The organism is Thalassospira xiamenensis M-5 = DSM 17429 (assembly GCF_000300235.2).
GTDB classification, from domain to species: domain Bacteria; phylum Pseudomonadota; class Alphaproteobacteria; order Rhodospirillales; family Thalassospiraceae; genus Thalassospira; species Thalassospira xiamenensis.
Window position 1 is genome coordinate 2,120,761 of sequence record NZ_CP004388.1, and the last position, 20,155, is coordinate 2,140,915.

Below are 20,155 nucleotides of genomic sequence, written 5' to 3' on the forward strand. Positions count from 1 at the left end.
ATCGTTTCGGGCGGTCAAGGAAAATGCAGAACCGACGACTTTTCTGTCAATTACGGCTCCGGCCCCATTTTTATGACCTGATTGAACTATAAGACTTTCGCAAAGCTTTTTACAAGCCTTACAAGCGCTTCGCAATCGGGGAAATGCCAATCTGGTCCAAGATTCGCGGAATTCGTGGTGTCCCCGTGGCCGGTAACTTCGTCGCCGATCAGTATCGCGGTTGCACCAACATTGCGCGCGCACTGAATATCGACCACGCTATCACCCACAAACCACAGATTCTCATATTGCGCCGCAGCAGAGTCGCCCATCGCCAGATGCACCGGATCAGCCGCCGGTTTGTCTTTTTTTGCATCTGTAGCCCCGACCACACCACCGAAAAAATGCCCCCAACCAAGATAGTCAACTTCCGAGCGCAGAAAATCACCGTTCTTGTTGCTGACCACCCCCATATAGGCACCAGTATCACGAAGCGCACCCAAAAGATCATGCGCGCCCGCGAGTGGCGTAAGGGTTTCCAAGTGTATCGCCTTGAAATGGGCATAGAAACGATCTTTGGCTTCTTCCCAGCGGTCGTCGCCAAAAAGGGTTGGGAAACTGTCCCGCAATGAACGCGCGACCCGTGTTTTTGTCTCGGCAAGGTCCCACCGATCCTTGCCAAAATCATCAAATGTCAGATTAAGAGCCGCCTGAATGGTTTCCCAGCTATCGACCAGCGTGTTGTCCCAGTCGAAAATAACGGCTTTGGGCGGCAATAGCATTTTTTCTGACATGAATATATCCGGAACGCACGTTAATCTGATTTACAATAATAATACTGCAAGCCTTTGAATTTTTAGAAATATTCCAGCCGTACGGCAAACATCTTTTCGACCTTTTTGATTTGCTCGGAGCCCGCAAAGACCACAATCCGGTCATTGGCTTCGATTACCGTATTGGCGCGTGGCATCACGACTTCGCCATCGCGCAGGATTGCACCAAACACGACGCCTGCCGGCATGGCGATATCCTTGATCGCCTTGCCGACAATTGGTGCTGTCTCAAGTGCTTCGGCTTCCAGAACTTCTCCAAATCCTTCGGAAAGACTGTGCACCGCACGAATTCGCCCACGGCGAACATGGTGCAGAATGGTCGACACCGTCGTCATGCGCGGGCTGATGACAACGTCAATCCCAAGCTCGGAAACCAAGGATGTATAGGTGCTTTTGTTAATCAGGGTCAGCGCGCGCGGGCAGCCATACCGTTTCGCCAGAAGCGATGACAGAATGTTGGTTTCATCATCGTTAGTTAGCGCGACAACCGCCTCGGCATTGCCGACATTGGCCTCTTCCAGCAGTTCAGGATCAAGCACATCCCCGCGCAGAACCACGCTTTTCTTTGGCAGTTTCTGAGCTACGAAACGGGCACGTTCCGGATCCGCCTCGATCAGGCGGGTGGTGACACCTGGGAAGTTCTGATTGATTTCCTCGGCCAGGAAAAGTGCAATATTCCCGCCCCCAAAAATAACAATGCGTCGTGCTTCCGGGTCTTCGTGACCAAAGGCCGACATCGCGCGATCCACCTGATCGCTGGATACTGCCAGATAGACCAGATCACCAGCCAGCATCTGATCATCGCCCTTGGGATAAACCGGTTTATCATTACGGATCATGCCAAGGATCGAAATATTTAGGTCCGGGAACAACTGGTGCAACTGCCGAAGTGGTGTATTGATCACCGGACAATCTTCGTTGCATCGCAGACCAAGGATTTTGACCTTGTCATCCGCAAACGGGATCATGTCGAATGCACCGGGTGCCCGCAAACGCCGTGCGACGGCGCGGGCAACTTCCATTTCAGGGGAAATCACAACGTCGATCGGCAACTTTTCACGGCCAAACAGGCTTGCCCATTCCGGTTGCAGATAGGTCTGGCTGCGAATACGGGCGATTTTCGTCGGCACATTAAACAGCGAATGCGCCACCTGACAGGCCGTCATGTTGACTTCGTCGGCAAAGGTCACCGCGATCAGCATATCTGCTTCATCGGCACCTGCCTGCTGCAAGACATCAGGATGTGATCCAAAGCCAATGATACCCTTGACTTCCAGTGTATCGGAAATCTTGCGAACCAATTCTTCCGACTGGTCGATAACCGTCACATCATTGTTTTCGGCAGCAAGATATTTGGCAATATGGAACCCCACCTGCCCGGCGCCGCAAATGATGACCTTCATTGTTTCGTCTCCCGTTCAAAAGTTCCGGATCGTATGAAGCGGCTTATTCAGCACGTTCTCCATTCACGCCCAGACTTTTGAGTTTTCGATGCAAGGCCGAACGTTCCATTCCTACAAAACTTGCGGTTTTGGAAATATTCCCGCCAAAGCGTTCCACCTGTGTCTGAAGATATTCCTTTTCGAACATCTCGCGGGCTTCACGCAGTGGCAATGCCATGATTTCACTGGTTTTATCAAAATTCAAAGATACAGGCACATCTTCAAACAGCTCGGCTGGCAGCATTTTACCGCTGATAATATCCGTACTGTCATCCGGCGCCATGATCATCAGTCGTTCAATCACATTTCGCAGCTGACGGACATTTCCCGGCCAGTCATAGGAATGCAACGCAGCCAATGCTTCCCCCGACAATTTACGCTTTGGCAGGCCGGTCGCTTCGGCGTAACGCACAAGGAACCACTCGGCAAGATCCGGGATATCATCGCGACGTTGCTGCAACGACGGCACCTGCAAGGGTACAACATTCAGCCGGTAGTATAAATCCTGACGGAAACGCTGTTCGGCAATACGCTCTTCCAGGTCGCGCGCAGTCGTCGCAACGACACGGACATCAACACTGACCGGAACAGAACCACCAACACGTTCAAAGGTTTGTTCCTGAAGCACACGAACAATTTTTCCTTGCGTTTCCAGTGGCATATCAGCCACTTCATCAAGCAAAAGCGTACCGCCATGTGCGAGTTCGAGCACCCCGGTGCGGGCTTCCCGATTGGCAGCCGCAACCGCACCAAACAGGGATTCCTCCATCGTTTCCGGCGAAATATTTGCGCAGTTCAGCACAACGAATGGTGCATCTGAACGGGCGGAATTTTTGTGGATCAGACGCGCGACAACCTCTTTTCCCGAACCAGCGGGACCTGAAATCAGGATACGGCTTCCTGTGCGGGCAACCCGATCAATGGCCTGGCGCAATCCGTTGATGGCACTTGAACTGCCGACAAGTTCGGTATCGCCCCCTGCCCGCATGGTTAGTTCGCGGTTTTCACGGCGCAGGCGCGCATCGTCGATGGCACGTTCAACCACCAGCAAAAGCCGATCCGTATTGAACGGTTTTTCGATGAAATCATATGCCCCGTTGCGCGAAGCTTCGAGCGCGGTTTCAATATTTCCGTGGCCGGAAATCATGACTACAGGAACTTCGCTATGCTCACGTTTGATCAGCTTGAGAGTCTCGATACCGTCGTGATCGCTTTCATCCATCCAGATATCGAGGATTACAAGGCTCGGACGGCGTGCAGCAACCTCGGAAAGCGCTTCCTGGCTGGAGCCTGCCTGACGGGTCTTGTGTCCTTCATCTTCCAGAATTCCGGCAATCAGAGCCCGGATATCTTCTTCATCATCGACGATCAGAATATCGTGCGCCATGTCTTGACCAATATGCCCGTATTTAAATTATTGCTGATGAAACAACCAGATCAGTTGTTCAAAGAATTGCTGTCCGCAGTATCTTCTGCAGTTATGTGTTTGCCTCCGGTCGGAAACGCCAGCGTAACGGTTGCACCGCTCTCGACACCGTCGGCAAGTATAAGCTCTCCGCCATGGTCTTCCATGATTTTCTTGACGATTGCAAGACCAAGACCAGTACCTTTTGATCGTGTGGTGACGTAGGGCTCGGTAAGCCTTTCGCGGTTTTCAACCGGTAGACCTTTGCCATTATCCGAAACTGTCACATAGATACGTTGATTTTCATCAGAACGTGTCACAGAAATTTCGATACGTCCTTGTGGAAGCTCGGTAACATCACCTGCCCGCCCCTCGATCGCCTCTGCGGCGTTTTTAAGGGTGTTGGTCAGACATTGGTTAACCTGACGCGCATCACAGGATACCTCAATTTCACGACCTGCCTTTGCGTCGAAGTCATAGATGATTTTGGTGTAGGCCTGTTTTTGCAGGAACACGGCACCTTTCACCAGATCAACAATCTTTTCCGATTTCATCTTTGGCGATGGCATTCGGGCAAAGCTTGAAAATTCGTCAACCATGCGTCCGATATCTCCAACCTGACGAATAATCGTGTCGGTACAGGTTTTAAATACCTCGGTATCGCTTTGAATTTCCTTCAGATATCGACGTTTAAGACGTTCTGCTGAAAGCTGTATCGGAGTTAGCGGGTTCTTGATCTCGTGGGCGATACGGCGGGCAACATCGGCCCATGCGGCCATCCGTTGCGCGGTTTGAAGTTCAGTGACATCGTCAAAAGTTACGACATATCCGAAAATAGACCGGTCTTCCGCACGCTCGATCGTGACGCGCGCCAAAAGCATAAGGTTCAAACCATCGCGCCGTATTTCGATCTGCCGTGATTTACTGCGATCCCCTTCCTTGCTGAGATCTTCGAACAGCACGGAAAATTCCGGGATAACCTCGCAGATCGACTGCCCGATAGCCCCATCCAGATCAATTCCCATCAGGTCCGATGCACTGCGGTTTGGAAGATTGATGTGACACTCTGCATCCAGTCCGATAACGCCTGCCGTCACACCACCCAAAATTGCTTCTGTAAAGCGCCGACGTTCATCATTCAGGCGGTTGGCTGCCACCAGTTCCGTCCGCTGCGTGTCAAGCTGGGACGTCATGCGGTTGAAGGCACGGGTTAATGCCTCAAGCTCGTCCTCCTGCCCCGCAAGTGGAACGCGGAAGGTTAAATCGCCATCGCTGACTTTTTCGGCACCGATGATCAACTGAGAAATCGGTTCAACCAATCGCGTTGCGACCATCAGCCCTAGCGTAACCGCCGCCAAAAGCAGAACAACCGCGATCAGAACAAAGATCATGACAAAGGTGATCACGATCCCTGACCGTTCGCCTTCAAGGTTTTCGTATGCGGTAACCGCTTTGCGGGCCTTATCGATACGCTCCAGCACGTTGGGATCAACGAACCGGCCAACAAGAAGATACCCGTCAATGAAGCTATCAAGATGCGTCATTGCGCGGATGCGATTATCGGTATTGCCCAAAATCAGAACCACATCATTATTTCGAGCGCGATCATATACTTCCTGCGGGATTGGCGACAAAACCGGATCGTATGAGAAACTGTAATCGGATTGCGCCAGAACGGCTCCGCTTCCATCAATAATGACGGCTTCGGGCAAACCACGTGCATCTGCCTGGGCCGTCAGAATTCTGTTGATCCGCTCCCGGTCAGTTGCAAAGTTGACGCCAAGACGTTGAAGGTCATTGGCCGTTGCCAGAACATCGGCCCGGATCAATTCCTGATGTTCTTTCAGATATGCTTCGGCAATCACCATACTTTCTTCGACGGCGGTTCGAATGCGATCACTGAACCATCCCTGAATACCGAAATGCAGGAACAACGCGGAAAATACGGCAACGATAATCGCTGGCGTTACCGCGACCAGCGAAAACAGCAGAACCATTCTTGTATGCAGTTTGGCACCGGCCGTACCACGACGTCGCTCTGCCCATATCTGGACGAGTTTGCGGGCAACCAACGTGGCAAGAGCAAGAACAAGAACAAGGTCAATATTCAGCAAAAGGATGATCAGACGGGGTTCAGGCCTTAGCGGCGCGGTACCGGTCATCGCGAGATAGGTCGCAAGAACAGATACAAGCGCGGCACAGACCAAACCTATCGCAAACTTTCGCGATTGGCTAAGTCGCCCCAGGAACCTGACAAACCACGACTGCATAAGACGACTGGTGACGGGTCGTCCGGCTTCGGTCATTTGGCGCCCCTGACAACTTCCAGTCCGAGATCACGAATTTTCTTGCGCAGGGTATTGCGATTAAGCCCAAGAACCTCGGCTGCCTTCACCTGATTGCCTCTGGTCGCTTCCAGTGTAACGGTCAAAAGCGGGCGTTCCATTTCACGCAGAATACGATCATAGAGACCACTTGATGGCAAATCCTCGTCATGGGCATCGTAATACTCGCGAACATGACGTTCGATCGATTCAGCAAGTGACTGGGGCTCTCCGACTGGGGCTGACTCGCTGATGTTATTTTCGGAAAACTCGGTTTCGATAACATCGACACCAATCACATCATGCGAATATAGAGCCGTCAGACGGCGAACCATGTTTTCCAGTTCGCGGATGTTGCCCGGCCAGCGATGCACCTTCAAACGCGCCATCGCATCGGAAGAAAGCGTCTTGCGAGGAAGTCCCTCTTCGCTTGCCTGCATCAGGAAGTGATTGACCAGTTCCGGGATATCTTCAAGCCGCTCCCGAAGGGATGGCAAACGGATCGGCACGACATTCAGGCGATAGAATAAATCCTCGCGGAAAGTTCCTTCGCGGATCAGTTTGCGCAGATCGCGATGTGTTGCCGCAACAATACGAACATTAACGCGGATTGGCGTGCGCCCGCCAACACGGGTATATTCGCCTTCCTGAAGGACACGAAGCAAACGGGTTTGGGCTTCAAGCGGCATATCACCGATTTCATCGAGAAACAGCGTACCGCCCTCGGCCTGCTCAAAGCGGCCAACCTTGCGTTCGTTGGCACCGGTGAAAGCACCCTTTTCATGACCGAACAACTCGCTTTCGATCAGTTCACGCGGGATTGCTGCCATGTTAATGGCAACGAACGGCCCATGACGACGACCGCCATATTCATGAAGTGCACGCGCTACCAGCTCCTTGCCGGTACCACTTTCACCAGTCACCATCACTGTCAGGTCGGTGTTCATCAACCGGGCCAGCGCACGATAGATTTCCTGCATTGCCGCGGAACGACCGATCAATGGCAGACGGTCATCACCTTCATCATCTGATGATTTGGCATTGTCGGCGGCTTGTGGTGTTTCAAGCGCACGATCAACAATGCTGATCAACTCATTTAAATCAAAAGGTTTTGGAAGATATTCAAATGCACCGCGCTGTGCTGCTTTTACGGCTGTCATCAGGGTGTTCTGCGCGCTCATGACGATAACGCGTAAATCCGGTCGAAGCTTGCGGATACGCGGCACCATATCAAGCCCGTTTTCATCTGGCATCATGACATCCGTAATCACCAGATCGCCGTCCCCATCGGCAATCCAGTCCCACAAGGTACGTCCGTGACCTGTACTGCGGACCTCGTGCCCCTGACGCGACAGAGCCTGCGTCAGAACAGTACGGATCGCACGGTCATCATCAGCAACAAGAATTCTGGCCGGGCTCGGGCTCATACGGTTTCTTCCTTGTTTTTCATTATATTATCCGCACTGACGTCTTCGGCCAACGTGCGGTTATAGATCGGCAGCATGATCTGAAATTCGGCACCGCCCCCCGGTGCGTCTTTCACTTCTATAACACCACCATGGTCATTGATAATTTTTGCCACCAACGCCAATCCCAGTCCGGAACCGGTTGGTTTGGTGGTCACAAACGGATCAAACAGGCTTTCGCGCATATCGGGCGCAATGCCCGGTCCATTGTCGCGCACCGAAACAACCAGTGGCAAATGCACACGTGCATCTCCGCCAGCCACAGCCAGACGGATACCATGCTGGTAACGCGTTGAAATCACAATATGACCGCTGTCATGGTCGACAGCCTCGCCTGCATTTTTAAGAAGGTTCAGAAATACCTGAATCAGCTGATCGCGGTTGCCAAATACCGGTGGCAACGACGGGTCATAGATTTCTTCGAAGGCAAGGTGTTTGCCAAAACCGTTTTCAGCAAGCCTGCGGACATGTTCAAGCACGGTATGAATGTTAACCGCACCGCGTTCCATCGGCTTGTCGGAAAAGATTTCCATGCGGTCAACAAGGTCAACGATCCGGTCGGCCTCATCACAGATCAACCGCGTTAGTACCCGGTCGTCTTCATTCGATGTTTGTTCAAGCAACTGTGCCGCGCCACGAATACCCGATAGCGGATTTTTAATCTCGTGCGCAAGGATCGCTGCCATCGCACTTACCGAACGTGCCGAGTTCCGGCTTAACAACTGATTATCAATCTTCTGAGCGATAGAGCGCAGCTCGAACGTCAGAACAGCGCAATCAGGTTCATCTGGCATCGAGCCCACTGTCAGATTGACGGTATGTTTGCCAATCTTCGGGCTTTCGATCAGAAGATTATGATCCGCCACCAAGGTTGCTTCGTCGATAGCCTGACTGATCAACGAGAAAACCGGGCTGTCACCGGGAATGAAGTCCTTGAGGTTGCTGCGGCACAAAACGGCGGCGCTGGTATTGAACAGCTGTTCCGTCGCCTGATTGACGAAGCGGATTTTGCCATCCCGATCAGAAACGACGACCGCACTGGCAATTGCATTAAGCACGCCAGTCGGGTCTACCCCGTTTCCTTTGCCAAATCCAAGTCTCATTCAAAGTTTCCCCGATAATATCGCTATTTAATTCTTGTTTTTCTCAGGCCGCGGCCTGTTTGTCCGCATTTTCGATCAATGGCTCGTAGAATGCCCTTATCTGATCCTTGACTTCAAATGGGTCACTTAACTCATTCACAATACGACGGAATTCAGTCGCGTTGCGTAAACTGTTGCAATACCACGCCAAATGTTTTCTTGCGATACGGACACCTTGCTGACCGTGATGCTCAATCATCGCATCATAATGACTAAGGATCGTTTGCAGTTGCACAGCAAGCGACGGCGCTGACAGTTTCTGACCGGTCTTCAAATAATGTGATACCTGTGCCAGAAACCACGGTCGTCCCTGCGCGCCACGCCCCACCATTACACCATCAGCACCGGAACGTTTCAGAAGCTCTGCCGCATCTTCCTCGCTATTGACGTCCCCATTGCCGATAACCGGGATCGATACAGCCTGTTTGACCAGTGCAATTGCGTCCCAGTCCGCATCGCCTTTATAAAACTGGCAGCGTGTCCGACCATGGATGGTCAACATCGCAATTCCCAGACCCTCGGCGATTTTTGCCAGACGCGGCGCATTACGATTGTCATCGTCCCATCCCAAACGCATCTTAAGCGTCACGGGTACGGAAACGGCATTGACGGTTGCCTCAATGATATCGGCAGCAAGATTCTCATCACGCATCAGGGCCGATCCGGCATAGCCCTTTGTGACCTTTTTGGCAGGACAGCCCATATTGATGTCAATGATCATAGCACCGCGGTCTTCGTTCATCTTTGCGGCAAGCGCCATCTCATCGGGTTCAGTTCCGGCAAGCTGAACGGAAAGCGGGCTTTCGGCTGCACAATCGCCGTGCATTTTGCGCACTTCTTTTTGATGGCGCTGAATACGTGTCATGGCATCAGACGCAATCATTTCCGAGACAACCAGATGCCCGCCAAACTGGCGCACCTGTTGCCGAAAAGGAAGGTCAGTCACACCTGACATTGGTGCCAGGATGACATTCTCTGGCACATTTACAGAACCGATCTGCAAAGACATGAAGGAAATCCGATTGCCTAAAACTTGGGCAGATTAATGAAACTGGCTCGGCGTTGCAACAACTCTAAGCGAATTGGCGAATATAAGCCAACCAACACGGCCGCCACCTTTAAACAAGGCCCGGAATATTCATCCGATCAGATATCCCGAAACAAATCGAACGCCCGGGAATGCCAAGGTAAGCAGCAGCCATGCCCCCAGCACAAACCGAACAGCCATACGCCCGCGCAGAGTGGATTTTTCATGAATGAATATCAGGCCGCAAATCACGGCAAAACCAAGCAGGGTAAGAAGCATCTTGTGATCAAGATAGAGCAGCGATTGCCCCTCGACCTGGCGCAATGCAAAACCGGTAATAATTCCGATCACAAGGACCCATGCCGACCATTTCAGAAAACTCACAAGCATGTGTTCGCTGTCGCGCAACGGCGGCAGGCGACGGCTCCAGCGGTTTGGACGGCGGTTTTTAAGTGCATCTTCCTGAACAACATAGCCCATGGCCGCAATTGCAGACAGTGTCACAAGCGCATAGGTTACAAGTGACGTTCCGATATGAACCCAAAGCCAGCCAGAATAAAGAACCGGTTCTGCAACCGACGGGGCAGCAACCGGTTCAAAGACGTTAAAAACAGCTGCAACTCCGCCGAATGCCAAAAGATATCCACCGATATAACCGGCAAGACGCCAGATTTGTTTCGGCCCGTTGCATATGACAAGCCCGCCAAAGATCAGGATCACGGAAAGTTCCGACCAATGCAAAGCCGCTGTAAATCCGCGCGATTGCACTTCCTCGCCCGTCAGGCCAAGCACGATCACCGTACCAGCCGCGGCAACAAATATGGACAAAAACAGCCATATGTCGCGCTGCGGGTCGCGCCGCATGATTTGCGTGGTTAGCGGTAGCAAACATAAGATATGTAAGGCGGCAGCAATCATGTTCGGATCCGGCCTAAAGGCGTTTACATCATAACATCAGGCAAATGGCGACTTGGCAAAGTCATCGCAGAAAGATAGCCTGCGGCGCAATTCAGACAAGTCACGGCATCACGTTTATGACCAAAAAAATCGCAGTTGTCATCGTTGCAGCGGGCAGCGGTAGCAGATTTGGTGATCCGATACCAAAACAATATCATCTGCTTGGCGCAAAGACATTGCTGCGTCACTGCATTGAGAGCTTCGCCAAGCATGTGCCGTCCGAACTGATCAGGGTCATTTATAATCCTGACCATCAGGATTTGTACGATAATTCGGTTGAAGGCCTATCCTTGGACGCCCCGGTGCCCGGCGGATTGACAAGACAACAATCTGTCCTGAACGGATTACGTTCACTGGAAAATGAAAACCCTGACCATGTGCTTATTCATGATGCGGCAAGGCCGGGCATTTCAGACGATGTTATCGACCGCGTCATCTCAGCTCTGGCGATATATCAGGGTGCCATTCCCACCCTTCCCGTTCTCGACACCATCAAGCAGACGGAATCCACCGGGATAATTAGACGAACCATTCCACGAGAACAGCTTCATCGCGCCCAGACACCTCAGGGGTTTCATTTCAAAACGATCCTTGACGCTCACCAACAGTTTGAGGGGCACGAATTCACTGATGATGCCGCCCTGCTGGAACAACTTGGCCTGGATGTGGTCTGCGTAGAGGGGGCTGTTTCAAACGACAAGATTACGCGCCCCGACGATATCGGACGCGCCCGTGACTGGATTAACCCTGTTCCAGCCTCAGAGAAAGACAGCGATATGACCCACGAAGAGTTCCGGGCCGGTACCGGTTTTGACGTTCATCGATTTGCCCAAGGTGACCATTGTATCCTTTGCGGTGTCAAAGTCCCCCATTCCGCACGCCTTGAAGGCCATTCCGATGCGGATGTCGGCCTGCATACGTTAACAGACGCATTGTTGGGTGCCATTGGTGCCGGCGATATCGGCCAACATTTCCCGCCTTCTGACATGAAATGGAAGGGGGCAGCATCGGATCAGTTTGTTCTTCACGCAGTCAATCTGATCCGCGAACGCGGCGGACGCATCGTCAATGCGGATATCACCCTGATTTGTGAACGGCCCAAAATAGGACCGCATACACCGGCCATGCGCGAAAAGGTTGCTGAAATTCTTGGTGTTGAAGTTGATCGCGTCAATGTGAAGGCGACGACGACAGAGCGCCTGGGCTTCACCGGACGCGAGGAAGGTATCGCGGCTCAGGCTGCGGTCAGCGTCGCCCTACCCGTCAAATAGCGTGTTCTTCCATTCAATAAGAAAGGCAGGATGAAAATCCCTCCTTTCTTATTTTCGTTCAGACCTTATGCCGGAGATGAACCGTTCTCTTTTTCTGGCAATTGATGTTTCATCAGGACTGGAACCTGGGCCATGCCAAACACCATGGTCAGCGGCATAATCCCCCATACCTTGAACGCAACCCATGTATCGGTCGAAAAATTGCGCCAGACAATTTCATTGATCACGGCAAGAACGACGAAGAAAATGCTCCAGCGCCAGGTCAGGATGCGCCATCCTTCGTCCGTCGCCTTGAATGCACTTTCCAAAACCAATTTCAAAAACAGCTTTCCAGCAATCAAACCGCCAAACAGGATCGCTGCAAACAGCAGATTGACAATCGTCGGCTTGATTTTAATGAACAGATCATTGTCGAGATAAAGCGTTAAGCCGCCAAACACGATCACGAAAGCGCCGCCAATCAACGGCATCACCGGAATGGTTCGGGCAATAGCATACGATACTACCAGCGCAACCACTGTTGCCGTTACAAAAACCGCTGTTGCAGTCATAAGATTGGTTGTCGCATTGACTGCGAAAAACAGGATCAGCGGCCCCATTTCAAGGGCAAGTTTTGTAAGCTGGTTCATTGGTCACTTCGTTAAATGTAAAATTTCGGCCATCCTAGGGGCCAAAGGCCATTGATGCAATCAATTCGGGATTGTTGCCCCTGCGACCTGACCGCGCAACCAATCGACATATGGTCCATTTCCCCTGCCTAATGGAATTTCCAAAATACAGGGAACATCATAGGGGTGATGATCTGTGATCCATTCCGAAAGCGCCGTTGCCGCTGCGCTGGTCGATTTCAGAATGATAACTATCTCGTTTTCTTCTTCGATATCGCCATCCCATTCATAGATTGCCGTCATTTGGGGCATGATATTCGCGCAGGCCGCCAATCTTTCTCGAACGGCACCTCCCGCAATCAAGCGGGCGACTTCCATGTCCGGCGATGTCACATAAAGAAAGACCATGTCACTACGATCAAAGGACTTCGATGTCATGGTGATTGCCCCTCGGTTGATTATCCGTCACACTTACCTGCAATATATAGCTTCATCATCACATCGCGCCACACACAAACCTATTCTATCAATTCAGGGATGCCATGACGGGGAAAAAGCAGGTGAAACCGACACAAACACAACTCGATTGGTTGCGCCGTGGCCTTAGCCAGCCGGGTGGAAAGTTGCCGCTCTTTGACACCAATGGCAAGCAAATCAGTGAAAAAACAGTCAAAAGCTGCATTGATCATGGATGGGCTGCCCCATGGTTTGACAACCCGATCAAACCGGACTGGCTGATTTGCAAACTGACCGATGAAGGTCGTAGGGTTGCGACCTCTGTTGCTGATAAAAACGCATAAGGACATCCGGTCGCGATCCCGAAACACTCCACTGATCTAATCAGCATGTCCACGGGTATCAAGGTTAATCACCTTTTGCCACTGACTGTGCCGAATCATGTGTTCATTTATCAGAAATACGGTTGCTGCCCTCACCCTCGCATGCTCCTTTGTCGCACACAGTGCCAGAGGGTCAGAAACCGAGCACGCGTGGGATATATGGCATCAGCCAGATGTGCATGCGCTAATGCGTCATGCCATTGCGCCGGGTACTGGCGATCCGGAAAACTTCACCATTGGCGATTGCAGCACCCAACGAAATCTTGACGAGACCGGCCGCAATCAGGCGCGCGCCATCGGCGAACGCGTCCGTGAAGCGGGCATTGAGTTGGATGTAATTCTCAGCAGTCAGTGGTGTCGCTGTTTGGAAACCGCCAGCTTGCTTGGCCTTGGCCCCGTGACAGAAGAACCGGCACTTAATTCGTTTTTCCGTGATAGCGGTACCAAGAAAACTCAAACAGACCAAATCATTGACCGACTTGGTGCACTTCCTGAAGGAATCAAGGCCCTGTTGATTACCCATCAGGTGAATATCACCGCATTAACCGGCATCTATCCGAGATCAGGCGAAATCATTTTGATCCGTGTTGACGAAAATAACACTGTGGAAATGCTTGCCCGACTGATGCCGTAGCCTCGCCAGTACCAATGATCGCATATCAGATTTTGATGGAGAATAAATTGGTCGGAGCGAGAGGATTCGAACCTCCGACCCCCTGCACCCCATGCAGGTGCGCTACCAGGCTGCGCCACGCTCCGACCGTAAAGAATGCGTCGTTTGACGCGGCTCGATAAATAGCCGCGCAAGCCCAAAGACGCAAATGGTTTTTACGTATTTTTTTCCGACTGTTGCAGGGCCGACCTGAGGATGCCTTGAAGCTCTTCCAATTCACCTAACAGGTTTGCAAGAACAGTCTTATCTGGTGTTCCTGATGTGCCTGTCGAATAAGCCATATCTGATGCTTCATCCGATGGACCATCGACGGTTTCAGCCAGCGACGCCACCGCGACCTCCGAAGGCAACTGCCCCTTGTTCTGATCAAGCAGCTTTTGCACACCCTTGATGGTGTAGCCCTGATCATGGAGCAGTGAACGAATATCAGCCAGCAACACCAGATCTTCCGGGCGATAATAACGTCGCCCGCCAGCACGTTTCATTGGTTTGATCTGAGGAAACTTGGATTCCCAAAAACGCAGGACATGCTGCTGCAGCCCCAGCTCTTTTGCTGCTTCGCTAATTGTACGAAACGCAGAGTCAGACTTTGCTGTGCGGCGGTTTTCCGCCTCAGCCCCCAAGTTATTTTTCATGAGTTCAGTTCTTAAGCGTTAATGCGTGCTTTCAACACCTGCGACGGCCGGAACACAAGCACTTTGCGCGGCAGGATTGGCACTTCTTCACCTGTCTTGGGATTGCGACCAATGCGCTGTCCCTTCTGGCGAACGGAAAAACTGCCAAACGAGGAAATCTTTACGACTTCATCCTTGATCAAGGCAGATGAAATTTCGTCGAGAACCGTTTCCAGCAACTGGGCGGACTCGTTACGCGACAAACCGACTTCCTGATAAACGGCTTCGGCAAGATCAGCGCGGGTAATCGTAGCTTCCGACATAACAGGCCGCCTCCTTAAAACGGGACTTTATACACAAGGCTATATCTGGTGGCGAAATCAGTCAATATCAACAGGATACATCGCTTTGCGGCAGAATGTTGTGTTTTTTAAGCAAATGCTTTGTTTTTGTCAGATATCCCACAGAATCCAGAGCTTACCAGCGAACCAGTGCAGCGCCCCAAGTGAAACCGCCGCCCATCGCTTCCAGAATTACAATATCACCACGCTTGATCCGGCCATCATGAACGGCTTCGGCAAGTGCCAGGGGAATCGACGCCGCGGACGTGTTCGCGTGACGATCAACCGTGATGACCACCTTGTCTTCGGAAATGCCAAACTTTCTGGCAGTGCTGTCAAGAATGCGACGATTGGCCTGATGTGGCACCAGCCAATCAATATCCGCGGCTTCAAGCCCCGTATCGGCAAGAACTTCGCGAATAACGCCTGCAAGGTTGGTCACTGCATGGCGGAAAACTTCCTTGCCTTCCATCTGAAGAAAACCAACAGTCTGGGTCGTCGATGGACCGCCATTGACATACAGCAGTTCGTATTTCCCACCATCCGAATGCAATCGACTTGCGAGAATACCCTGATCCTCGACGGTGCCCTTGCCTTCAACGGCCTGAACAACAACCGCCCCTGCTCCGTCCCCGAACAAAACGCATGTCCGGCGGTCTTCCCAATCCAGAATACGCGAAAATGTTTCTGCCCCGATCACGAGAACCGTTTTTGCCTGACCGTTCCGGATATACATGTCCGCAGTGGTAAGGGCGTAAACGAAGCCCGAGCAAACCGCCTGAACGTCGAAGGCAAAACCGACAACGCCCAGTCGATGCTGAACCTTTGTTGCCGTTGCCGGAAAGGTATTATCGGGTGTCGCGGTCGCAACGATAATCATGTCAATGTCCGCGGCAGTTACACCGGCATGTTCCATTGCACGTGTTGCAGCAGCAACCGCAAGATCACTGGTGGTTTCCCCTTCGGCAGCGATATGACGCTGTCGTATTCCCGTCCGCGCAACGATCCATTCATCAGATGTATCGACGCGCTTTGCCAGTTCATCATTGGTTACAACATTCGAAGGAAGATAAGAACCGCAACCAATAATGCGAGAACGAACAGTCATGATTTAAGAACCGCCAGTTTTAGTGGGAATAGTTGGGACAGTATCAGTCGACCTGGCCAGCTGCGAGGGCGATGGTTTCCTCATCGATCGGAGCTTTGGAAATCGCTTCTTCGAAGGCGGCAAGTTCACCCTTGATCGTTTCGTTCAGCCGGTTCGCAATAAGGTCGTGACAAACGCCAATGGCATTCGAGAACCCCAGCGCATCGGTGCCACCGTGGCTTTTGACGGCAATCCCGTTCAGCCCCAGCAGCATCGCACCATTGTAACGACGCGGGTCCATACGTTCCCGGAAACGCTGCAATGAACGACGGGCCAACAGATAGCCGACCTTCGCCCAGAATGAACTTTTGAAAGTTTCACGCAGAAAGTGCACCAGCAGTCGCGCCGTTCCTTCGGCGGTTTTAAGTGCAACGTTACCGGTAAAGCCGTCGGTCACAATCACGTCCACGGTACCCTTGGCAAGGTCATCGCCTTCAACAAATCCTTCGAAGCGGATCGGAAGGTCGATTTCACGAAGTATCGCTGCGGCTTTCTTGACCGACTCATTGCCTTTTAGTTCTTCAATCCCGACATTGAGCAAGCCCACAGAAGGCCTTTCAATACCAAACAGAATGCGTGCGAAAACCTCGCCCATAAGCGCGAACTGCACCAGGTTGTTCTCATCACATTCAATGTTGGCGCCAAGATCGAGCATGACAGTCTCGCCGCGCTGGGTTGGCATATAGGTCGCAATTGCAGGCCGGTCGATACCACGTACGGTTTTAAGGACGAATTTGGCCATAGCCATCAGAGCACCGGTATTTCCGGCAGATACGACGCCTTGTGCGTCCCCCTCTTTAACAGCATTGATGGCCAGTCGCATGCTGGAATCCCGACGCTGCCGCAAGGCAACAGACGGTTTGTCATCCATCGTCACTTCTTGAGAGGCATGACGAATTTGACTGACGGTTTCGAGCCCCGGATATTTGGCGAGCAGCGGTTTAAGCCGCGCTTCATCCCCAAACATCAAAAATTTAAGATGAGGCAACCGTTTCAGGGCAATTTCTGCACCCGCCACGACCATCTCAGGCGCGTGGTCTCCTCCCATCGCGTCAAGTGATATGCAGACCTGTTCAGGCAATGTATTCTCTTATGGTTGTTCTAAAACATCTGAACCGGAATTTACCGGCAGGCTTGCCTATCGGCTAAACTTGTCTTCGGCATGCCGGAAAGCCCGTAATTACCGGAATTCTCAGCCAGATACAAGGTAAAGCCGATATGCAATCAAAAGCGACCAGTATCCGGCTTGCTCTTCGTCTTTTCGGTCAAAAGCGTAAAATGCCGGTCGTTACCGGCATTTTTCTGACATTTTACGTGACGAAAAACGCAACCAGAATGGTAATTTAGTTTTTCTTCTCTAGCTTGTCCTTAAGACCTGCGAGTTTTGCAAACGGGTTGGGACGCTCTTCTTCGTCTTCCGATTTGACCACGTCCGCAACTTTCGCGCCGTCCTTGCGCGGATAAGGGTTCATTGCGACAGCAAGAAACTGTGCGACAACTTCACCAACATCAATTTTGCCATCTACCAATGGCTCTGGCTGATCCAGAAGCGCCATAAGCTCTTCTTCGGAAAGATCATCCAGATCATCGGGATTCGAAGGCAGGTCATCTTCGGATACGTGCGGAGAAAACAGAACCTCCACCTCGTCTTCGATGGTTTCGGGGACCGGCTCGAGTGTCGCAACACAACGCTGAACAATATCGGCATGCATGGGACCACGAAGGGTGACTTCGCCATTGCCTGCCGTCGTAGTCGTCAGGGTTGCTTTTAAGCTATTAATAGCAATCAGTTCGAAACGTTCAGCAAGCGCCTTGCGCTCCTTTTCATTTGCTTCGATCTCGATCTTGCTTTTTTTCCCGACCTGTTCGTCCGTATTAACGATGCGGGAAAATTCGGGTGTAATCTGTTCAGGCATTGGGGCCTCTTTCTATTCGGTTGGTGCAACGGCGACTTCCGGCACAGCCGGAAAATGGATAACGCCATTGTGTAATTCTTCGGTTTTCTGACGGTCAAGGTGTGCAAGGGCATCATTGATATAACCGACCATGGCCATCAATTGCGTATCACTAGCCTCGTTGTCGGCATATAGATTGCGGTTGAGTGCGGCGGCAAGTTCTATTGCACCGGATTGAACACCCTCTTCGTATGCGACAATGCGACCGTGATAGGACTCCGACATTTTTCGGATGCGCTTCAGGATTCCGACATCACCAATTCCCATCTCACGCATATTCTGGTCAAGATCGGAAAACATCACGTCAAAGATTTCCTGCGCCAGTTCACGACTTTCATTGTCTTTTTTCAGACGCCGAAACAGAACAAAGGCATGCACCAGAATCAGGTCAAATCGCCCTTCCATGGTATCTGCGACGCCAAGGCGTGTATAGAATTCTGGCTTGCGCGCCTGCCCCACCATTGCGGTGTACAGCGCAAAGGCAGCACTTTGTTTGCGGTCTTTTTTCTTCAACCAGCCGAACAACAGTAACACTCCTTCGTTGACATTCCAGCCATGGCACGCAGAATGCCGTAAATTTCCCGGGGCGGCATCGCCCCAACATTGCCCGGCAATATCATGCGCCCAGCGCTGAAACTCAAGGCAATTCCTTAATGACTTTAACTGGCTGATCGCTTTGGTGAGTTCCATGCATACAAGAACAACACGCCTTTCCCTTATGATGCTGGCCGGATTGGCAGTGGCATTTGTTGCTGCCTGCAGCCCGCGTATCGCAACGCGCGGTAATGCTCCTGAACCCGAAGTTCTCGAACAAATCATCGTCGGGCAATCCACAAAGGGTGATGTGACCGACCTTTTGGGATCGCCATCAAGCGTTGCGGCCTTTGACGAAAATGTCTGGCTTTATATTTCGCGCAGAACCGAAACAATTGCGTTTCTGGCACCGGATGTCGTTGAGCAAAAGGTCATTCTCGTCAGCTTTGATGCGGCAAACCGGGTCGATATCCTAAGCGAATATGACCTTGAAGACGGTAAACCGGTCATTCCGACGGATCGGATCACGCCAACCGCAGGCAAGGAAATTACAGTTCTGCAGCAGCTGTTTGGCAACCTTGGTCGCTTCAGCGAAACCAAATAAATTCCAAATTCGTTTTCAGGCTTTGAAATGGTCGAACCCGTCATTGGCGAGTTCGACTATTTTTTTGTCGGCTCCGATGAGGTCGACCTGTCCAGGCTGGTCCGTCACCTTGCCAATGACCGTGACATCGTTACCCAAGGTTTTGATATCTGCTTGATCGGCGCAAATCAGAAGTTCGTAATCATCCCCGCCCCCCAGCACAGACGCCCATAGGGCGGGATCGGTATTTACCGCATTCATCGCTGCCTTTGATAATGGAATAAGATCCTTGTCAAAAACCATGCCGACACCAGACGCCAAACAAATCTTGCGACAATCCCCGGCCAATCCGTCCGAAATATCCATCGCAGCATAGCGGCCATAAGCATCAGCGCATTTTCTGCCAATCGTCAGGCGTGGTTGCGGTAACAGGTATCGCGACGAAAGATAGGCACTATCGGCGGCGTCCAGCCCCATAAGGTTGCCCTGTAAGACCTTTAAGCCGAGTGCGCCATCGCCCAATGTACCGGTAACCGCAATCAAATCACCCGGTTTGGCCGCATCCCGCCGCATGGCGCGCCCAATTGGCACGGCACCGAACGCCGTCAGGCTGAAAAATGTGGGACCTGGTGTTCCAACAGTATCGCCCCCCAGAAGCGGGGTATCATAGGTAGCACAATCCTGCCCCAAACCGTTCGCAAAGGAAGCGATCCAGTCTTCGGAAAGGTCGCGATTATAACCAGCCGTTAGCAGCACCCCCAAAGGATAAGCCCCCATAGCTGCAAGGTCAGACAGATTGACACGCATAACCTTGCGCGCGATGTCGGCCGGATCATCCTGACTGCGAAAATGTACATCGGCCACAAGTGCGTCGACCGTAACAACAATTTCGTGCCCATCAGGTGGAGACAAAAGAGCCGCATCGTCCAGAAGGGACAATGCGGCTTTTGACTTTTGCGCGATGGGCGCAAAATGACGTGCGATCAGATCGAATTCTCCTGATCGCGCAACCATA

The 20,155-nt window shown here is 51.9% G+C and carries 21 protein-coding genes and 1 tRNA gene; 4 read left to right on the forward strand and 18 right to left on the reverse strand.

Going from position 1 to position 20,155, the window contains the following annotated elements:
• Window positions 1-86: 86 nt before the first annotated feature.
• The 8 genes from TH3_RS09980 to TH3_RS10015 form a co-directional block, all read right to left on the reverse strand.
• Complete coding sequence (locus TH3_RS09980) at window positions 87-773, reverse strand: HAD family hydrolase (protein WP_007089556.1); 687 nt, start codon at window positions 771-773, stop codon at window positions 87-89.
• A 62-nt stretch (window positions 774-835) separates the two neighbouring features.
• Entirely contained in the window at window positions 836-2,215 is a 1,380-nt protein-coding gene (trkA, locus tag TH3_RS09985) for a Trk system potassium transporter TrkA (protein WP_007089555.1), read from the reverse strand.
• Window positions 2,216-2,258: 43 nt separating this feature from the next.
• Window positions 2,259-3,641, reverse strand: coding sequence for a nitrogen assimilation response regulator NtrX (gene ntrX / locus TH3_RS09990; protein ID WP_007089554.1), 1,383 nt, complete (start codon window positions 3,639-3,641; stop codon window positions 2,259-2,261).
• Between the two features lie 50 nt (window positions 3,642-3,691).
• On the reverse strand, window positions 3,692-5,965 hold the full coding sequence (locus TH3_RS09995) for a sensor histidine kinase NtrY-like (RefSeq protein ID WP_007089553.1): 2,274 nt from the start codon (window positions 5,963-5,965) through the stop codon (window positions 3,692-3,694).
• Window positions 5,962-7,410 carry a nitrogen regulation protein NR(I) gene (gene ntrC / locus TH3_RS10000; protein WP_007089552.1) on the reverse strand — a complete coding sequence of 483 codons (1,449 nt, stop codon included), beginning with the start codon at window positions 7,408-7,410 and terminating at the stop codon, window positions 5,962-5,964. Before ntrC ends, TH3_RS09995 begins: the two co-directional genes overlap by 4 nt.
• Window positions 7,407-8,552 (reverse strand): two-component system sensor histidine kinase NtrB, encoded by a 1,146-nt coding sequence (locus TH3_RS10005; RefSeq protein WP_007089551.1) that lies wholly within the window; start codon window positions 8,550-8,552, stop codon window positions 7,407-7,409. The genes ntrC and TH3_RS10005 overlap by 4 nt, the downstream gene beginning before the upstream one ends.
• 43 nt (window positions 8,553-8,595) lie before the next feature.
• A complete protein-coding gene (gene dusB / locus TH3_RS10010) occupies window positions 8,596-9,600 on the reverse strand; it encodes a tRNA dihydrouridine synthase DusB (RefSeq protein WP_007089550.1) in 1,005 nt (334 codons plus the stop codon).
• A 129-nt stretch (window positions 9,601-9,729) separates the two neighbouring features.
• Window positions 9,730-10,536: a cytochrome C assembly family protein gene (locus tag TH3_RS10015; RefSeq protein ID WP_007089549.1), complete on the reverse strand. Its 807-nt coding sequence runs from the start codon at window positions 10,534-10,536 to the stop codon at window positions 9,730-9,732.
• Window positions 10,537-10,652: 116 nt separating this feature from the next.
• On the opposite strand from TH3_RS10015, the gene TH3_RS10020 reads away from it, so the two are divergent.
• The gene (locus TH3_RS10020) at window positions 10,653-11,846 is read left to right on the forward strand and encodes a bifunctional 2-C-methyl-D-erythritol 4-phosphate cytidylyltransferase/2-C-methyl-D-erythritol 2,4-cyclodiphosphate synthase (protein ID WP_007089548.1); all 1,194 of its coding nucleotides are present in this window, start codon (window positions 10,653-10,655) and stop codon (window positions 11,844-11,846) included.
• A 65-nt stretch (window positions 11,847-11,911) separates the two neighbouring features.
• Here the strand turns inward: TH3_RS10020 and TH3_RS10025 are convergent, their stop codons facing one another.
• Together TH3_RS10025 and cutA are read right to left on the reverse strand one after the other, a co-directional pair.
• Window positions 11,912-12,475 carry a septation protein A gene (locus tag TH3_RS10025; protein WP_007089547.1) on the reverse strand — a complete coding sequence of 188 codons (564 nt, stop codon included), beginning with the start codon at window positions 12,473-12,475 and terminating at the stop codon, window positions 11,912-11,914.
• 60 nt (window positions 12,476-12,535) lie between these two features.
• Window positions 12,536-12,892, reverse strand: coding sequence for a divalent-cation tolerance protein CutA (cutA, locus tag TH3_RS10030; protein ID WP_007089546.1), 357 nt, complete (start codon window positions 12,890-12,892; stop codon window positions 12,536-12,538).
• A gap of 104 nt (window positions 12,893-12,996) precedes the next feature.
• Between cutA and TH3_RS10035 the strand changes: the two genes are divergently transcribed.
• Together TH3_RS10035 and TH3_RS10040 are read left to right on the forward strand one after the other, a co-directional pair.
• Complete coding sequence (locus TH3_RS10035; protein ID WP_007089545.1) at window positions 12,997-13,254, forward strand: hypothetical protein; 258 nt, start codon at window positions 12,997-12,999, stop codon at window positions 13,252-13,254.
• A gap of 226 nt (window positions 13,255-13,480) precedes the next feature.
• The gene (locus TH3_RS10040) at window positions 13,481-13,927 is read left to right on the forward strand and encodes a histidine phosphatase family protein (RefSeq protein WP_007089544.1); all 447 of its coding nucleotides are present in this window, start codon (window positions 13,481-13,483) and stop codon (window positions 13,925-13,927) included.
• Between the two features lie 48 nt (window positions 13,928-13,975).
• On the opposite strand, the gene TH3_RS10045 is transcribed toward TH3_RS10040, so the two are convergent.
• From TH3_RS10045 to TH3_RS10075, 7 genes are all read right to left on the reverse strand, one after another.
• Window positions 13,976-14,052: transfer RNA gene (locus tag TH3_RS10045), tRNA-Pro, on the reverse strand.
• Between the two features lie 69 nt (window positions 14,053-14,121).
• Window positions 14,122-14,601: a MerR family transcriptional regulator gene (locus tag TH3_RS22395; RefSeq protein ID WP_007089543.1), complete on the reverse strand. Its 480-nt coding sequence runs from the start codon at window positions 14,599-14,601 to the stop codon at window positions 14,122-14,124.
• Between the two features lie 11 nt (window positions 14,602-14,612).
• The gene (locus TH3_RS10055; protein ID WP_007089542.1) at window positions 14,613-14,903 is read right to left on the reverse strand and encodes an integration host factor subunit alpha; all 291 of its coding nucleotides are present in this window, start codon (window positions 14,901-14,903) and stop codon (window positions 14,613-14,615) included.
• A 154-nt stretch (window positions 14,904-15,057) separates the two neighbouring features.
• Window positions 15,058-16,029, reverse strand: coding sequence for a beta-ketoacyl-ACP synthase III (locus TH3_RS10060; protein ID WP_007089541.1), 972 nt, complete (start codon window positions 16,027-16,029; stop codon window positions 15,058-15,060).
• 43 nt (window positions 16,030-16,072) lie between these two features.
• The gene (gene plsX, locus TH3_RS10065) at window positions 16,073-17,149 is read right to left on the reverse strand and encodes a phosphate acyltransferase PlsX (protein WP_037992611.1); all 1,077 of its coding nucleotides are present in this window, start codon (window positions 17,147-17,149) and stop codon (window positions 16,073-16,075) included.
• A gap of 262 nt (window positions 17,150-17,411) precedes the next feature.
• Window positions 17,412-17,984: a YceD family protein gene (locus TH3_RS10070; RefSeq protein ID WP_007089539.1), complete on the reverse strand. Its 573-nt coding sequence runs from the start codon at window positions 17,982-17,984 to the stop codon at window positions 17,412-17,414.
• A 12-nt stretch (window positions 17,985-17,996) separates the two neighbouring features.
• Entirely contained in the window at window positions 17,997-18,548 is a 552-nt protein-coding gene (locus tag TH3_RS10075) for a ubiquinol-cytochrome C chaperone family protein (protein WP_040060836.1), read from the reverse strand.
• A gap of 163 nt (window positions 18,549-18,711) precedes the next feature.
• Between TH3_RS10075 and TH3_RS10080 the strand changes: the two genes are divergently transcribed.
• Window positions 18,712-19,161, forward strand: coding sequence for an outer membrane protein assembly factor BamE (locus TH3_RS10080; RefSeq protein ID WP_007089537.1), 450 nt, complete (start codon window positions 18,712-18,714; stop codon window positions 19,159-19,161).
• Window positions 19,162-19,176: 15 nt separating this feature from the next.
• On the opposite strand, the gene thiL is transcribed toward TH3_RS10080, so the two are convergent.
• Window positions 19,177-20,154 (reverse strand): thiamine-phosphate kinase, encoded by a 978-nt coding sequence (gene thiL / locus TH3_RS10085; protein WP_007089536.1) that lies wholly within the window; start codon window positions 20,152-20,154, stop codon window positions 19,177-19,179.
• Window position 20,155: the final 1 nt, after the last annotated feature.

Coding starts and splice junctions, on each gene's coding strand:
- TH3_RS09980 (WP_007089556.1), bottom strand. CDS start 773: ATGTCAGAAAAAATGCTATTGCCGCCCAAAGCCGTTATTTTCGACTGG.
- trkA (WP_007089555.1), bottom strand. CDS start 2,215: ATGAAGGTCATCATTTGCGGCGCCGGGCAGGTGGGGTTCCATATTGCC.
- ntrX (WP_007089554.1), bottom strand. CDS start 3,641: ATGGCGCACGATATTCTGATCGTCGATGATGAAGAAGATATCCGGGCT.
- TH3_RS09995 (WP_007089553.1), bottom strand. CDS start 5,965: ATGACCGAAGCCGGACGACCCGTCACCAGTCGTCTTATGCAGTCGTGG.
- ntrC (WP_007089552.1), bottom strand. CDS start 7,410: ATGAGCCCGAGCCCGGCCAGAATTCTTGTTGCTGATGATGACCGTGCG.
- TH3_RS10005 (WP_007089551.1), bottom strand. CDS start 8,552: ATGAGACTTGGATTTGGCAAAGGAAACGGGGTAGACCCGACTGGCGTG.
- dusB (WP_007089550.1), bottom strand. CDS start 9,600: ATGTCTTTGCAGATCGGTTCTGTAAATGTGCCAGAGAATGTCATCCTG.
- TH3_RS10015 (WP_007089549.1), bottom strand. CDS start 10,536: ATGATTGCTGCCGCCTTACATATCTTATGTTTGCTACCGCTAACCACG.
- TH3_RS10020 (WP_007089548.1), top strand. CDS start 10,653: ATGACCAAAAAAATCGCAGTTGTCATCGTTGCAGCGGGCAGCGGTAGC.
- TH3_RS10025 (WP_007089547.1), bottom strand. CDS start 12,475: ATGAACCAGCTTACAAAACTTGCCCTTGAAATGGGGCCGCTGATCCTG.
- cutA (WP_007089546.1), bottom strand. CDS start 12,892: ATGACATCGAAGTCCTTTGATCGTAGTGACATGGTCTTTCTTTATGTG.
- TH3_RS10035 (WP_007089545.1), top strand. CDS start 12,997: ATGACGGGGAAAAAGCAGGTGAAACCGACACAAACACAACTCGATTGG.
- TH3_RS10040 (WP_007089544.1), top strand. CDS start 13,481: ATGCGTCATGCCATTGCGCCGGGTACTGGCGATCCGGAAAACTTCACC.
- TH3_RS22395 (WP_007089543.1), bottom strand. CDS start 14,601: ATGAAAAATAACTTGGGGGCTGAGGCGGAAAACCGCCGCACAGCAAAG.
- TH3_RS10055 (WP_007089542.1), bottom strand. CDS start 14,903: ATGTCGGAAGCTACGATTACCCGCGCTGATCTTGCCGAAGCCGTTTAT.
- TH3_RS10060 (WP_007089541.1), bottom strand. CDS start 16,029: ATGACTGTTCGTTCTCGCATTATTGGTTGCGGTTCTTATCTTCCTTCG.
- TH3_RS10070 (WP_007089539.1), bottom strand. CDS start 17,984: ATGCCTGAACAGATTACACCCGAATTTTCCCGCATCGTTAATACGGAC.
- TH3_RS10080 (WP_007089537.1), top strand. CDS start 18,712: ATGCATACAAGAACAACACGCCTTTCCCTTATGATGCTGGCCGGATTG.
- thiL (WP_007089536.1), bottom strand. CDS start 20,154: ATGGTTGCGCGATCAGGAGAATTCGATCTGATCGCACGTCATTTTGCG.